Source organism: Bradyrhizobium sp. CCGB20, from assembly GCF_024199855.1.
Lineage (GTDB): Bacteria > Pseudomonadota > Alphaproteobacteria > Rhizobiales > Xanthobacteraceae > Bradyrhizobium.
Map to the genome: position 1 here is coordinate 6807757 of NZ_JANADN010000001.1, position 15915 is coordinate 6823671.

4 protein-coding genes are annotated in these 15915 nt (G+C 63.4%); all 4 read right to left on the reverse strand.

Translation table 11 applies throughout. The features are described 5' to 3' along the window. Positions 1-87: 87 nt before the first annotated feature. Positions 88-1209 carry a polysaccharide biosynthesis/export family protein gene (locus tag NLM15_RS31980; protein ID WP_254121744.1) on the reverse strand — a complete coding sequence of 374 codons (1122 nt, stop codon included), beginning with the start codon at positions 1207-1209 and terminating at the stop codon, positions 88-90. A gap of 395 nt (positions 1210-1604) precedes the next feature. Next, complete coding sequence (locus NLM15_RS31985; RefSeq protein WP_254121745.1) at positions 1605-1817, reverse strand: hypothetical protein; 213 nt, start codon at positions 1815-1817, stop codon at positions 1605-1607. Between the two features lie 365 nt (positions 1818-2182). Beyond that, positions 2183-12232, reverse strand: a complete 10050-nt coding sequence (locus NLM15_RS31990) for a filamentous haemagglutinin family protein (RefSeq protein ID WP_254121746.1) — start codon at positions 12230-12232, stop codon at positions 2183-2185. Continuing rightward, positions 12199-15834: a filamentous hemagglutinin N-terminal domain-containing protein gene (locus tag NLM15_RS31995; protein WP_254121747.1), complete on the reverse strand. Its 3636-nt coding sequence runs from the start codon at positions 15832-15834 to the stop codon at positions 12199-12201. The genes NLM15_RS31990 and NLM15_RS31995 overlap by 34 nt, the downstream gene beginning before the upstream one ends. Positions 15835-15915: the final 81 nt, after the last annotated feature.

A 15915-nucleotide genomic window follows, 5' to 3' on the forward strand; every position in this document is an offset into this window, starting at 1 on the left:
CGATCTGATCCCGTAAGATGAGTAACATTTGCGGACCCGCCGTCAAGACGCCTCCTCTGCCACGTCATCAAAACGCCCGGCGCGGCCTCACTGCACGACGGTGGTCGTCGAGGACGTCGGCCCCGGGAAGCGAATATTGTTGACGAGGCTCACTCCACTCTCCGCGGTCACGAGCGCCGTGTTGATGAAGGTCAGAACCTTCGTGACATCCACCTGCGCCGCGTTCGCGGCGTAGAGCACGTCGAATGGACGCATCGATAGCTTGGTTGCGATGAAGTACCCGGCCGGATCCTGGAAGTTGACGTTGAAGACGATCGGCACGGAATCGCCGTCGAACTTCGAGCAGTCGACGCCGAGCCGCTGCACCACCTCACGCGGCTCACGACGATAAAGGAAGACGGACGCCGGATCGGCCTGGAGGTCGAGCAGGCCGCGCGCCTTCGCGACCGCTTGCGTCAGATTGATCCGCCAGGCATCGAAATTGAACTCGCCCTGCTGGCCGGTGGCGCCGAAAGCGATGAATTTCATCGGCTCGCGGTAGAGATAGAGACGGTCTCCGGGCTGCACGAAGACGTTGCTCGCCGGGAAATAGACGAGATTGCCGAACGGCACCGTGGCACGCTTGCCGCTGCGCTCCAGGACGACCCACGTCTCCCAGCCGGCGCCGCTGATGCCGCCCGCGCGCGTGATTGCGTCGGTGATGCGATCCTGCGCGCCAGCCGACGGCATGGGGAATCGCACCGGCGTCCGGACCTCGCCGAACACACTGACGAGCGAGGAGCGCTGCTGGCTGGATGTCACCACGACCTGCGGATCAATCGCTCGTTTCTTGATTTGCGCAAGGATGTCCTCTTGGACCTGCACGTTGGTGCGGCCCGCGGCGCGGATCCGGCCGGCATAGGGCACCGTGATGTTGCCGTCGTTGTCGACGGCCTGATCGGGCAGGTTCACGAAATTACCCGGGCGTACGCCGGCTTCCAGCGGCACATAGAGCCCGCCTGCCGCGGCCTCGAAGATCGTGACGCTGATGACGTCGCCGATGCCGAACTTGATGCTCGAGGGCGGCCGCGTATCCGCAAGATTTCCGGACAGTCCGTTGGGCTCGAATTTCTCGAGCACCTGCAGCACCTCGGGATTGAGTTTGACGACAGCGAACGGCAGCGTCGCCGTGTTCTCGTTCCTGACGTCGAGACTTGCCGGCCCGGACATCGGAATGAACCCACAGCCGCCGAGGACAGCCGACGCGATCAGACAACATGCGATCGACAAGAACTTCCCAAATCGCATGACCGTTCGCTTCACACCAAGCTGACGCACATCTGGACCCGCTTGCGAGACGCCTCGCGGCGTAGCATGCCTCCCGCGCCACCGGCGCAGGTGATGTGCCGTTCCTGCTGAGTAGACGCTCGGCGCAGCGCGTCTGCGAAAACGAGAATTCCGGGTCGGAAATCTTGAGAACGCCGGGCGTGGCGCGCGGCCGATGAACCCGGCGGAATCGGTTAACCAGGCGCTGCAACGCCCCCGCAGCTTTCGCTCGGGTCCATCGATTGCTTACTCAGCGAAGAGGAAGCGCCCGGCCGCCGAAAGAAGGCCGCCGGATCACATCAGTTCGAGGACAACAGCTCGCGCAGGCGCGCGATCTCGATCTGGGTTTCGGTGACCATGCGCATCAACAATGCATTCTCGTGCTCGAGATCTCTGATACGGCGAAGCCGGCCGCCTTCGTCCTGCTTCAGCCCGAGATCGTAGACGTTGGCCTTCGATCTGGGCAGCGCGGACTCGGAGCAGACCGGTTCGGTCGGATTTGTCGCGCGCATTTCAACCCCCAAAACAAAAATACAAACAGACCGTCTTCAAATGGGACGAGCAGCAGCCCACTGCGCGTCTTCCAAAAGCCTGTTGCGGACCTTGTAGGTATGTTTCTTATCGTTGCTGTGACCGATCCTAAACAAAAAGTCAGATTTCTGGACGGAAAGCGTTCATTCGGTGACGAGTGTGCATTGCCCGTCCAAAATATGCATTGATTACAAACAACCCGCCGCGCCGTCCGCTTGTCGTGTACGGCATGCTCCGCGCATGGCCTGAGTGCAATGTCTCGACCACGGCACGAGCCGCACCAATATCACACGCGTAAATAGACACCGCTGCGAGCCGATCGTCCCGGGTCGCGACGGGTACGGCGTCATTGCTTACAGTCGCTGGATGACGGCGTGTCGCACTGCTTCTTGTCGTCCGACTGGTCGCCCTGGGTCTGACCATCGCCGCCGCCATAACCGATCACCTCGACGATCCAGATCGAGGCCGGTCTGCGGGCACCGGATGCGGTCGGCGTTTCCGCCGTCTTGGCGGCTGCGCCGGCCGTGTTCGAGCCTGAAGTGAGCGCGCCGATATTGGGAACGGATACGGTCGGGATTCCGGTCGTGCTTCCCTGCACCTGGAAATTGCTGGCATTGGCGATGACAGGTGCGACGAAGACCGCACTGCCCGACGCGCGTACGCCGGCGGTACCGAAATCGATCGTGCCGCGCGGTGCGAGAAGATAGAGCTGGGACGCGGCTGCTGCGGACGACGCCTGCAGCGTGCCGATGCCCGCGCCGGTCACGAAGCCACCAAGATCGATCGACTGATAATCGTCCTGATCATACAGCACTTGCAGCGCTGGTGCCGACAAGGTCGTCTTGGAGCCGCGGCCGGCGTCGAGATTGCCGTTGGAGCTCCACATCAGGATGTCGCCGCCCTGGGTCGTGAGCACGCGGCTCGAATTCACCAGCACACTCTCATCCGTGAAGGTGTTGATCGCTCCGCCACCCATCGTGAGGATGCCGATATCCCGCAGCTTCAGGGCCGAGTTGGGCTCGGCCCCGAGCGAACCGACGATGATGTTGCCACCCGGACCGAAGGCCGAGATATCGCCGCCGAGCTGTGTCTGGACCGTGGCATGCAGCAGGTTCATGTCGCCGGTCTTGACCAGCTGGCTGGCGCCGTTGTTCCCGCTTCCGAGCACGTTTGCCGTGTAGCCCAGGCGCGCCGGGAACATCGTCTCGATCATGCGGTAGCCACGCTGGGTGTCTGACGACGTGCCGCCCTGCTGACCGATGCCGACGGCCTTGAGCTCGGCGAAGAAGACCTGATCAACGAAGACATGCTGGAGGTCGGCGGGCAAGGCCTGGAAGGCCGCGAACACGCTGGCATCGGTGTCACCGTCGCTTGCCGGCTTGCCGATCCGGCTCAAGAACGAGCGCAGGTCGGACATATAGTTGTGATTGACGCCGCCGGCGTGTGCCGGATCGATATAGGAATTCACCACTGCCGCATAATCGACACCGAACTTGGTGCCGAACATCGTGATGATGTCGGCACCCTGCTTCGTGCCGGCAGCGTCCGTCAGCGTCGCATTGCGCCGCGGATTATTCGCCGGGCCGAGCAGCGACTGGTTGTAGAGGCCGACCGAACCGCCGCCTCCCGTGGTGCTCACGACATAGACGTTTCCGGCCGGCGTCGGGGTGGAATTGCCGACCGACACGATGCCTTCCTGCACGGGGGCCTCGGTCGCATTGTCATGCGCAGCGGGAAGGAACGGGCCGATGTCGCCGCCGGCCTGCACCAGAAGGAAGCCTGGTCCTGCCACCTGCAGACCGCCGCCATTGTTGAAACCAGTGTAGGCGATGTTCCGGCCAGCCTCGATCGAACTCACATCGCTGGTATGGATATTCTGGACGACGATGTTGAGATCGATGAGGTCGCGCCCCGCGTAAACCTTGGTCGGGCGATTGATTTCAATGTGTTGATAAACGCTCAGATTGTCTCCGGGCGTGCGGTTACCAAAGGCTCCCGTTCCCGTGATGTCGCCGGTGGCGGCGTAAATTCGGGCCGTCGTATCGAGACCGTCAGCCGCGTCGCTCTCGTGCGCGAGGATCGCGCGGCTGAAGCGCTCATCATTGCCGCTGTTGGGCCGGAATGGATCGAATGCCGCATCGATCAACGATGGTCCGGCCGAGATGAAAGGACGCGGCGAGTTCGTGAACACCGTTCCGTCCGTGGGGTAGCCGAAGGTCAGGTCGATGCTGCCCTGAGCCAACAGCCCGAACCTGCCGTGCAAGGACGGACTCAACACGATGCCCGGCATTTGCAGCGTCGATCCTGCGACCTTCATGATCTGGGCGATTCCGGTCGTGATCAGATCGCCCTGCAGCGCGATCACCTCGAAGCTCGCCGGATACGTCGCAGGCGACGCTTGCACGTAAGTCGTGCCGACCGTGGGGGCCGCGATGGTGATGGTGAGATCACCCGACTGCGCAACCGCGCGCACCAGGCTGTCCGGGCCGTAGGTGTCCATGTACAACGGCAAGGTCGGAGTGGTGGCCGTCTCCAAGGGGTTTGCCCTGCTAGGCTGCTGGGCATGGAGCGCAGACGGATTGACGACTCCGGCCATCGTGATCGATCCAGCCGCGGTCATCACGATCTGCCCGGTATCGACGGCGAGCAAGGGGACGTCCGGAAGCGTGAGTGCGCTCGACTTGTATCTGGAGACCGTGCCGTTCTGGCCAATGTCGCCGCCTGCCACGATGCTGGCGTAGCCGGATCCCTCGTAGAAGGAGCCGCCCAGGATGTCACCGCCGGCGCGCACGACCATGTTGCCGCTGCCATAGAGGTGCGTAACAGGCAGGTTGTCCGCCGACAGGCCACCGCTGACACGGCCAGTCGTCGGCACGGACACCGACACGTCGACAAGATCACGCCCGGCGAGAACGCTCACATTGCCGCCGGCGCTGAGGAAGCCTTGCTGGAAGCTGCCGTACTGGATCCACCACGCGGTTTGCGACGCAATCTGCGTAGACGACGGCGCGAAAACGCCAGCGCCCAGGGCCGAGAAGCTGGAGCCCGGCGTCACGCCCGTAACTGACAGCAGCCAGGGTTGATAATATTGCGGCACCTTGTTGCCGACCGTGGTGTTGCCCACGACATCCCGCTGCGCATCGATGACGACGTCGCCACCTTTTTCCGGAAATGCCGCCGCGGTCGGCGGTCCGTAGTAGAGTTCCGGTGCGTGATCGACTTCATTGTTGCCATACGCCAGGATTCTGGGCTCGAAGAAGCCCGCGGCATTCCCGGCGACAAGGCTCGGCACGCCATTGATGGTCTGCACGCTGTACGAAGGATCGGGAAGTTGCTCAGTATTGACGCCAGCCGCATAGATTACGCCCGGCGCTATCTTGTCCTGGAGGATCACGTCCCGCGCCGCGGCGATGTTGATGCTGCCGGTGCCGGTCCGCACCATGGTCGGAATGTTGACCGTGACGAAATCTCCTGAGAAACGGTCTTTCAGGAGCGTCTGCTTATAGCTGCCGTGCTTGTCGATGATGATGTCGCCGGTGCCCTGCCCAAGCGGGACCCGGGCGGTCGGATTTGCGCTCGAGACGTCGGCGCCGGCTGTCAGGGTATAAGACCACGAGGCGGGCGCCGTTATCGTCTTGATATTCGCAGCACTGCAATCGATCGTGCAGACGCGCAGCGCGTGCGGAAACAGGTCAGCCGAGATGAGATCTTCATTGGTCGGACTGATGCCGTTGGCCGCGGCCTTATATGGAGCGATCGGAGCAGCGGTGTTGTTGTTGAGGTAGTAGGCGTATAGACCGTCCCTGCTTATGTTACCCTTATCGATCCAGCGCGTGCCGGCGCCGTTCGGGTCGATGTACCCGCTGACGAGACCAACGTAGGTCGGATCGAGATAATTTCCGAACTGGAAGAAGCCGTCGGAAATCGAGGCGTTGACATTGATGTTTCCGGCGGCGCGCAGCGTCAGTGCGCCGGCATCGAGCCCGCCCCACGGCGTTGCCAGGCGGTAGGTGAAGCTCACATAGTCCGAAGCCGCGTTGAAGGTCGTGGGTGCGGCTTTGCCCGCATCGACCGTACCTGCGGCCAGATTCCAGTTGCTTGCAACGGTGATGTTGCCGGCGTTCTTCGTGCTGCTGGAATTGACCAGATCGATGCCAGGCTGAACATGCACGACATCGGCACCAAGCTGCTTCACCAGGCCATTCTGGAGCCTGTCGAACAGGCCGCTGAAGCCGTAGCTTCCGGTCAGGCCAACGCCCTGAATGCCGTTGCCCTGAACGAAATTGGCGAGCACGTCGGAATAGAGCAACTGATGCGGCTGATAGGCCCCGACGGCCGCGAGTGCAGCCGCATCGCCGGTCCCGCTGAAGACCTTGCTGTCAGCCAACGGAATGAAGAGTGAGCCAACGTTCGGAGCAAAGTTGCGCGCTTCATCTGTTGCTCCGACGAAGCCAGTCGTTTGCGCTCCAAAGGACACGCTAGCGCCGCCGCTCCCCCCAAAAGTGATCTTCGGAAGATCAGCGACGGTTTGATAGCCTTTGCTCACGCTCGTGACCGTCAATGCCGCGCCCATGGTCGCGGTCGCGATCGCGGAGGTCCCGGTCACCGGGTCGCTGGAGAAGGCAACGTTGACGCCGCCAGCGTAGCCGAGGCCGCCAGCGGTCACGGTTACTCCGGTCACCTTCAACGTGGTTGAAATGTGCCCGGGCTCGTACGTTGTTCCGCCAAAAAGCGAGGTGAAGACAAACACCGAGTTCGGTATCTTGCTGCTGTTGGTGGTAGCCGTCACTTGAACGACCGGCTGGCCGTTCACCAGCGCCAGAGTTCCGCTTCCAACGACCGTCGATGCTTTGGTGACAGGATCGATGAACAGCAGGTTGACTCTGTTTCCAACAAAATTGCTGATGTTCGGATATGCCTGCTGATCGGCGAGGTTCGTCAGAGCGCTGACATCGACATTGTTGAAAGCCAGCGTGGGCTTTGCGGTGGCCGCAACTCCCCAGCTTGGCAGCTTGGAGCCATCGGCGGCGGTCAGGGTTATGGTCGGCGCACTGGTGTAGCTGCCGCCGTCTGTCACCGTGATTGACGTGACCTGCAGGCTGGAACGGAACGTCGTGCCGGTGACCGGATCTGTCACCTGGTAGAATGTGGCACCGGTCTGCGGATCGACAAAGGTCGTTCCTGCTATGGTTTGCCCCGCGCTGCTGATCACCGATATGTTCGGGGGAGCGGTGTAGGTTCCGGGAGTCACCTGGAACGGCTCGCCGGTCACGTTGGTCCACGTCCCGAAGTCCGGGGCTACGCCATTCGACGTCACCGAGCCGGCCGGATCGACATAGCCATCCCAGACCGCCTTGGTGCCGTTCTTCGTCGTGAGCTGACTGCCGTCGATGCCGTTGACGTTGTTTGGGCTCTTGTCGGTGTTGATGGTCAGGAACGCCTGAACGTTCACCGCCCGCGCGCCGATGATAGTGGCGTCGAGGCCCTTGATCTTGACATCGTTGTTGCCGTCGAGCGGCGCGCGCAGCGTCACGGTGCCGCCCGACAGGCCGCCCTTGGTGCCACCGGAGACGTCGATCAACGAACCGGATTGCAGATCGATCTTGCCGGCCGCGGACCACGCCGTACCGATCATGACGTCGCCGCCGCGCTCGTCGGCATGCGCCGTTCGGGCGAGAAGCTGCGCAGTACTCTTCAGCACCACCGCGTTGCGGCCGAACAAACCGATCTGCCCGCCGGCCTGCCCGGTGCCGTCCGCGGTTTTTCCGGAATAGCCATCGGCGTCCAGCGTGCCTGCGATGATGACCTGGCCCAGCTGGGTCTGGGCGAAGATGGGAACCCAGGTTGGATCGTCGGCCGTCAGGCTGATGGCATTGGCCTTCAGCGTGTGCCCTGCCGCCAATTCGAGATTGCCGGTGCGGGTGTGGATGTCGATCGCGCCGGTTACGCCGCCCGCGAGCAGAATGTCCGCAAGCGCCGTCAGGTCGGCCGCCCCCTTGGTATCGAGCTTGAACCGGCCGCCGAGGCCGGGACCGCCGGCGCCGAGCAGCCGGCCGGCGAGCGCAACGTCACCGCGGAGCGCGTCCACTTCGATCGTTCCACCATAGCCATGGCCACCGCTCGTCGTCGCGACGTCAATGGTGCTGCTGGCATCGGTGATGACCTTGCCACCGCCGGTGGCGTTCGACCCGATGTCGGCATAAAGCACGACCTTGCCGCCTGACAGATAAGTATCGACGTCGACCAGCGTCTTCTTGTAGCCGCGCGCCGAGATATACGCGCCGGGGTCGAGGGTGACGTTCCCCGCGATCGCACCAAGCGTAATGGTGCCGGCTTGCGCTTGAATGGTGCTGCCGACGGTAATGTTTGACGCCGTGACCGTGAGAATGCCGCCGGTCTCGCTGCTGTCAACCGGAGCAGTCGCGACCGAATCGCGCGTCACTGGATCGACGATGGAGATATCGCCGGACGCCGTCAGGACAAACCCCTTGGGAGTCGCCGCGGATGCGCCGGCGACCAGAATGCGCGGCGTGCTGACGGCGAGGTCGGTCTTGTCGCCGTTCGCACCTAGCGTCATCGTGCCCGGGCCTTTGACGACCACGCTGTCGTCGGCCGACCATTTGACCTTGGAGAAGCCGCCGATGGTGAAGTTGCCGTTGACGACATTCCCATTCACCCGGCCGCTGCCCAGGTCGATTTCCTTTGCGGCCAGCTCGAGGCTGTTGCCGTTCGCTGCCGGAGCGCTGAAGGACGCGCTGGACCCGGTATTCTTGAGCGTGATGTTGTTGCTCGCCGAGATCAGACCGTCGCGTGTCAGGGTGACGCCGCTCGAACCCGCCACGGTCATCGTGCCGGCGGATGCGACGCTGACCTTGCTGTTGGGATCGAGCGTGATCTGGGTGTTGGCGGCGTAGGCCGTGACGACGCCCGCGGCGGACGTCACGGTGACGCCGACGCTGAACTGGACCGTCGCGGAAGTGGTAAGCGCCAGCACCGTACCCGCGCGCAGATTGAGGCTCGTGCCGGAATTGAGCACCTCGCTGCCGAGCGCGATGCCGCTGGCGTCCAACGACAGACTGCCCGCACCGGAATTGAAATCGCCGTAGACCGTAACCGGACCGGACAGCGCGCGCAGGGCCAACGTCTGCACGTCGGCGAACTGCGTGCTGTTGGTTGGCAGCACCAGGCTCTTGCCGGCAACCGCCGTGGCAGCTCCGACGCCGATGGTCGGCGCAATCAGGTTGACCAGGTTGGCGTGAAGGTCCGTTGTATTGAGAGCGATCGCGTTGTTGGACGCAGTGGCTTGCAGCGTCAGCGTATTCGTCGTGATCTTGGCGCCGTCCGCGATCACCACTTTCCCGCTGTCACTGGTATTGCCGCCCGCCAATGTCAGGCTTCCGGTCACCTGCCCTGCCGGCAGCGCGGCGGATGCGGTCCCGACATCCTTGAATTTGATCGTGAGCGCCGGCGCCGAAACTCCGGTGGCGGCCGGTCCCGTCAGTTGCAGCGTCGGGTCGTTGCTCGCCACGAACAAGGCGCCGCGCCCCGGCTGTTGCGCGCCCCCGTTGGCGTAATAACCGAGAGCCACCTGAGCGGCGTTCTTGGGACCGACGAGTTTTGAAAGATCCGCATCCACGATCTCCGTTCCGGAGAGCGTCCCGCCGAGGGCCGCGGCGAGGCTCTGGGCCGTGACGGGCGCCTGCCCGTCCGACGCAACGATGTAATGGCGCCCGAGCCCCGCATGAACGGTACCCGTGGTCTTGATGATGCTGCCGGAATTAACGGTAACCGCGCCGCTACCGGCCTCCGGGACATAGACCGGAAGATCGATCAGGACGGACTGCGAACCGACCGTCACCGTTTGCCTGACTTCCTGCCATTGTCCCGTCTGCTGGGAGACGAGCAGGATCTCCGGCGCGCTGAACGTTTCGCCGCGCGTATCCACGACGACATTGCTGGAAGTCGGCGTGATCAGCGTCCCCGTCGCGATATCGCTGCGGCTGCCGCCGATCAGAATGCTCTCGAAGCCGTTGAGCTGGGTGAGGTCGAGGCCGACATAGCCGGCCGGGATGTCGTTGTTGACGTATCCGGCATGACCGACCACGGCCAGCTTGGGAGCGCTGATGTCGAGCTCACCGCCGCGGCCGGTGTTGCCGCTGGCGTCCTGGCCCGGCTGCGTCAGCGCCATGCCGTTCAGCACGATCGACTGCAGCGCTGAGACCGAAAGCCGTCCCGCATCCATTGGCAGTCGCGGCGCCGTGACATTGTTCTTGGCCGCCAGCTGGGCGTAATAGGTGTTGGCGCCGTTGATGCTGTACTCACTGTATTGCTTCCAGACCGAGCTTGTCTGCACCGCGAACACCGTCTGGCCGGACGACTGCTTCCCGGGCACGGTCGACTGCGTGTAATGACCGGTCACCAGAACGGTGCCGTCAGGCAGTTTGGTGCCTGTGGCGACGTTCTTGCCGGTGTTGTCGCTGGAATAGACCACGACACGCATTGCGCCCGGCAGCGTCGCATAGTGCGCCGGATAGAGCGTGTAGGTCCCCGCCGGAATGCCGTTGCCGCCGTCGATCGTGATCTGCGTGCCGGCCAGCGGCACGGTGTCGCCCGCGGTGATGGTCTTGCCGACATCGGCACTGCGCGAGGTCGCAAAATGGATGTCGTATGCAGCGATCGGATCGATCTGCGACGGCAACAGCGCGTAGACGGTCTGGCCGGAAGGTGTCGTGGTCAGGGTATCGCGCGATCCGCCCTTGCCCGCAATCCACTCCATGGCCTGGATATCGCCACCGCCGCGCAGGTCGATCGTCGAACCGTCGGCGCGCGTCACGCTCGATCCGGCGAGGATCAACCCCTTCGACGGCGGCTGCGACAGCGGGCTGAGGCTGGCGTTGTAGTACCAGTTGGTGCCGTCGGACGTCGCGCCGTACGGAACGGTCGTGTCGGCCAGCGACACCGAGGTGAGGCTCCCCGGTGCCAGCACCACAGACTGCGTGATGATCGTGGACACCGCGCTGTCGGTATTGCCGAGCGAAATCTTGCCGAGCGGCGCGAACAGATTGCCCGCCTGATCGATGGTGTTTGCGATCACGGTGATGCCGCCGCCGGCCGACAGCGGAATCGCGGTGTAGCTGTTCGCGGGCGCGGCGAACTTGACGTTCCCCGGCGTCTGGATCGTGAAGTTGACGGAGGATACCGGATAGATCCGCTGGGCGGAGAGCAGGAGATCGCCGGACGAGACCAGCTTGGCGCTGAAACTGGATTGGTCAGCCGTCGGCGTGGTGTCCGTGCTGTTTTTCTTGAGACCGTCCACCACCTTGAGCGTGCCGAGGCGAAGGTCGCCGCTCGCGATCAGGTTGACCTGGCTGAAGCCGGAGAAGTCGAGACCCGGCAGGGCGTCGCCCGGTTTGAAATTGGACGGTCTTCCGCCCTCCAGGTCGATCGTCTGTGCATTCACCGTAAACGTGCTGGTGCCGGCAGCCGAACTGATGCCGGAGCCGGTGAGCGCGACATAGGGCGCCGCAACGTGTACATCAACCGAGCCGGAACCCGGCGCGCTGATGACACCTGCCGCAATGTGCAGACGGTTGGTCACGGTCCAGTTCAGCGAGCTGGAGATCGTGAGCACCCCCCATGACGGATCCTCGTAGCCATAGGTATTGCCGGACAGGTCGGTGAAGATGCGCGTGGCACCGCCCTGTGCCCCGGCTGCGTAAAGATAGACGTTGTCGAACGGGGCGAGCTGGTCGGCCGAGACGGTGAGCGTCGACGGCGCGCTGATGACGCTGGCGGCGCCCTGTTGAAGGAAGATGTTGCCACCGCCGAGCAGGATGGTCCCGCCATTGGCGCGCGAGTCGGCATGCACAGTGCCGTCGCCGGCAACATATCGGCCGCCGGCCGCGGCGAAACTACCGCCCCAGGAAAATCCGCTAACGTTTGCGCTCACCGTGCCGGCGTCGCTCCAGGACCATTGCGACGTTGTCGCGCCGCGCGGGCCTGCCACCTGGATATTGCCGGCCGCGCCGGAGACGTCGACCAGCGCTCCGGCATCGGCAACGAGGTAGTTGGCGCCGGCAGGCCTGGAATAGGCGTAGTATGTCTGGGGCTGGTTCGGGACTTGATTGATCGCCCCGGCTTCGACCGCGAACGTGCCGCCGGCGATGTAGGTGCCGCTGGTCGCGGGGCCCTTCGTCGTGCCGAATAGCGAGTTGGCGATGAACGTTCCGGACAGATCGACCTTCGCCTGCGACGAAAGATGGGTCTTCAGCGCATTGATGAAGACGCTGCCGCCGTGATCCACGATGGTGCCGAGCAGCTCGACGGACTGCGCCGGAACGTTCCAGGTCGGATCGCTTGGCTTCAATCCGGCACGCTGATCGATGACCGCGGCCATCGTGATGTTGGCCTTCGGTCGGTGACGATCGTCGAACCCGTGTCGAGCTTGATGTTGTCGGCCTTGAGCGTGAGGTTGACCGGCTTGCGCTGGTCGTCCGGAAGCATCGCAAGTTGCGGTGCAGCCTGCTGGCCGAGCTTTGTGCCGGTCGGCGTCGCCGTGTAGTCGGCCAGGCTTGCCAGGTTCTGTTGTTGAAGGGTCAGGCTGGTCCCGGCCGAAACGACGATTTGGGCGGACGCGCCGGACCAGTCGTCCCTCACCGCTTCGATGGTGTAGGAGCCGAAGCCGCCGTCCGTCAGCAGCGAGGTGGGCAGCGTGCTCGCCACACCGCCAATGCGGATGGAAGATGTCTCACCATGCTGAAGCGTGCCGCCGATCCGAATGGTATCGGCGCCAGCGAGCCTGAGGCTGCCGTTGCTCTCGAAGCCGTATCCGCGAAGGGTGCCGTCGAGTTGAAGGACGGCCGGCGTGGCCAGATTTGGTGTTGGACGATGCGGACCAGTGAGATCATCCCATAGTACACCTGCGTACAGGGACAGCGAGATTCTGCCTGCCTTGCCAGCCATGACGCCCGTGGCTGCGGTCTTGACCTTGCCCTGCGGCGATATGTAGCCGCCACTGGAAACATCAAGAAGGCTCCCGCTTGCCAACAATATGCTGCCGGTCGTGTCCAGATAGCCGCCGGTGACGGCCGCGCTATCCTTGTTCGTGACGAGAGAAATAGTGCCGCCATTGGCAAAAGCAGGACCAGCCGCGTCAACTCCAGCCCCCCGTCCGATATCGTTTACGAATCGACCGCTGACGTCGATCGTGCCCTCGACGAAAATGTTCGCGGCGATCACGCCACCCGATTTGTCCGTCGGGGCCTTGAACAGCGGGTTGAATTTGCTGCTGATCGAAACGCGGTCCGTCTCAAGCGTAACGCTTCCGCCCGCCGCCGAGACCGTTCCAGCGATATCGATAGCGCCGCCGGCGGTTACGCTGAGGTTGCCGCCGGCCGCCAGATTGAGCGTACTGCCGCCCGACAGCACGAAATCGTTGGCCGTCACCTTCAGCGAGCTCAGACCGTACTTCGACAGGATGTCGGCCGACAAATTGGTCGTATAGGTGCTTTGCGTCGTGAAATTGGCCGATGCCGTGGCGCCGATCTGCACGCTCGACGGCGTCGTCAGTTCGAGCGAGCCTTGCAACGGCAACTGTCCGCCGCTGATCTGGCGCTCGCCCGCGGTCGAACCAAAATAGATGGTGCCGAGCAACGATGGAATGACCGTCGCAACCGCAACGCCACCGGCATCATGCCCCTCGGTAAAGCCGGGCGAATAGATCTGCGTCGGTGTGGACCAGGTTTCCGTGACGCCCCAGCGCGCATGGTTGACGGTGAACTGACCGGCGATCCCGAGATAGGTCATGTTCGGATCGGCGTTGGTCATGCTGTAGATGCGCCCATCGCTGCCGACCAGGCGCGTGGTGTCGACCATGCCGGGCAGGAACTTCACGCTGCCGCCTGCGACATTCATGATCGAGCCGTCAGTCTTGACGGCACCAGCTCCGTTGCTGCCGGCGAGGTCCGTCGTCAGGGAGACGTGACCGCCGACAGTCATCAACTGATAGATGCTGCGCGGAACCTTGGCGACATAGCCGCTGGCGTCTGCGAGTGGCGTCCCTACCCATGTGGTACCATCGCTGCGGGTGCCGGTGTTGCGGATGTCGATGTAAATCGTCTGGCCGTACAGCGCACCGTTGCGCTGCAAGGGCATGTCGGCAAACTCGGCGCGCGGCTGGAACCGGATGATGTTGTAACTCGCCGGCAACTCGACGTTCTGGAGCCCGGCGACGTCGATCGTTGCACCCGGCGAAAGCAGGACGCTCTGCGCATCACTGGAATTGGAGCGGGCCTCGTTAACATTCCCCCCGGAATTGCCCACCGAACCTTGATTGAACAAGTGTTGGCCGTAGAGCTTCGTGGAGCCATCCAAGCCCGTTGGCAGATATAGCGTCGAGGCGTTTTGAGTGCTCGCAAAGTCGATTGCGCGGAGAACGATCTGTGCCGCGGGCGCCGAGATCAGACCGCTCGATCCGACCGTGACGTTGGTCTGGGCGCTCATCTCGATGTAGGCCGGCGCAAAGCTCTGCGTGCTCGTCAGTCCCGCAGCACCATCATCGACCGGCAGGCTGGAGATGACGCCATTCATGGTGACGCTGGTGGCCGCGCGGAGCAGCACGAAGCTGTTGCGATCGATGCTGGTATCGACCGAGATCACGCCCTGGATCAGCTTTCCAGCGCTGTCGGTCAGATCGTGACCGGACGCATCCTTGGGATTGCCGATCGCGACCGTATCGCCGTTCATCACCACGATGCCGCGTGAGGCGTCGATCAGGCCGTCGTGTTTGACCGCACCGGTGCCGGCCAAATAAGTGCTGGCAGAAGTAGTCGGGTAGCCAAAGGGTTTCGCCGCATCATCGGTTGCGGTATTGTACGACGACGCAAACTGCGACAGCCTGAATTCGGTGCCGCGGAACTTGATGGTGTTTCCCTTGTCGTCCTTGCCCAGCACGCTGTCCGGCAGCGCCGAATAGCCGTTCGGAATGACATCGATCGTTCGCGCCGCCACCATCGCGACCTCACCGGCCGACGCTGTGATCGAGCCGGAATTTTGGACGTTCGCGCCGAACAGATAGACCGATCCCGGCGAGCCCAGCGCGACCAGATCGGACGTGATGTTCGCGGTGATCGATGCCCCGCGCTCGACCTTGACGTCGCCGGCGATCAAATTGGTCGCCGCGCCGCCGTCCTTGTCGTAGATCGAGAACGAGTTGAGATCGGCGATGCCGGTATTGAGAAAGAACTGGTCGCGTGTCGCGAGGTCGCTGCCGAGCTTGCCGACATCGAGGCTGGACGCGATCAGCGTGTGAACGTTGACCTGCGAGCCGGCGCCAAAGACGATGCCGTTGCGGTTGATCAGGTAGACGCCGCCGATGGCATTGATCTGGCCAAGGATGCGGCTCGGCGAGGCGCCGGAATCCTGAATACGGTTCAGCGCGATCCAGTCGGACGCGGACTGCCTGAAATTGACGGTGGTGTTGGCGCCGACGTTGAACGTATCCCAGTAAAGAATGCTCTTCTTCTGGGTCTGCTGGATGTCGACCGAGACCTTCGAGCCGTTCGTCGTCTGCTTCGGCGAATTCGCGCCAAGCCATTTGGAGGCATCGGCCTTGATGCCCGCCAATGGATCGCCCGCGGTGCCGCCGTACGGCATCAATCCGCCCGGGGTCAATCCATTCGGGACGGACGCCCCTGCTGCGGCCTGGGCCGCTGCGGCGGCATCCGACTGGAGCTTGCGTGCGGCGGCAACGGCTGCTGCGGCGCGGGCAAGCGAGGTCTGGGCCTGGGTCGCTGCGCCGGCCGCCTGCTGCGCGGCCAGAATCGCGGCCTGCTGTGCGGCCATTGTCGGCACCACTGCGTTGGCGCCGGGCGTGAGGCTGCGCGCATGGCCGGGGCCACCCGCAACCGACAGTGCCAGCAGGCTGACACCACAGAGCAGACTCCGCTCAAACGCACGCCGCATCCCGAGGGGAGAAACAAGGATATCGTGATGGGGCACGCTGCGGCACTTTCCGATTGCAAATTCCAGTCGAGCACACCGCTGATACAGGCATACTCGCGCGCCGCATTTACTTATCGT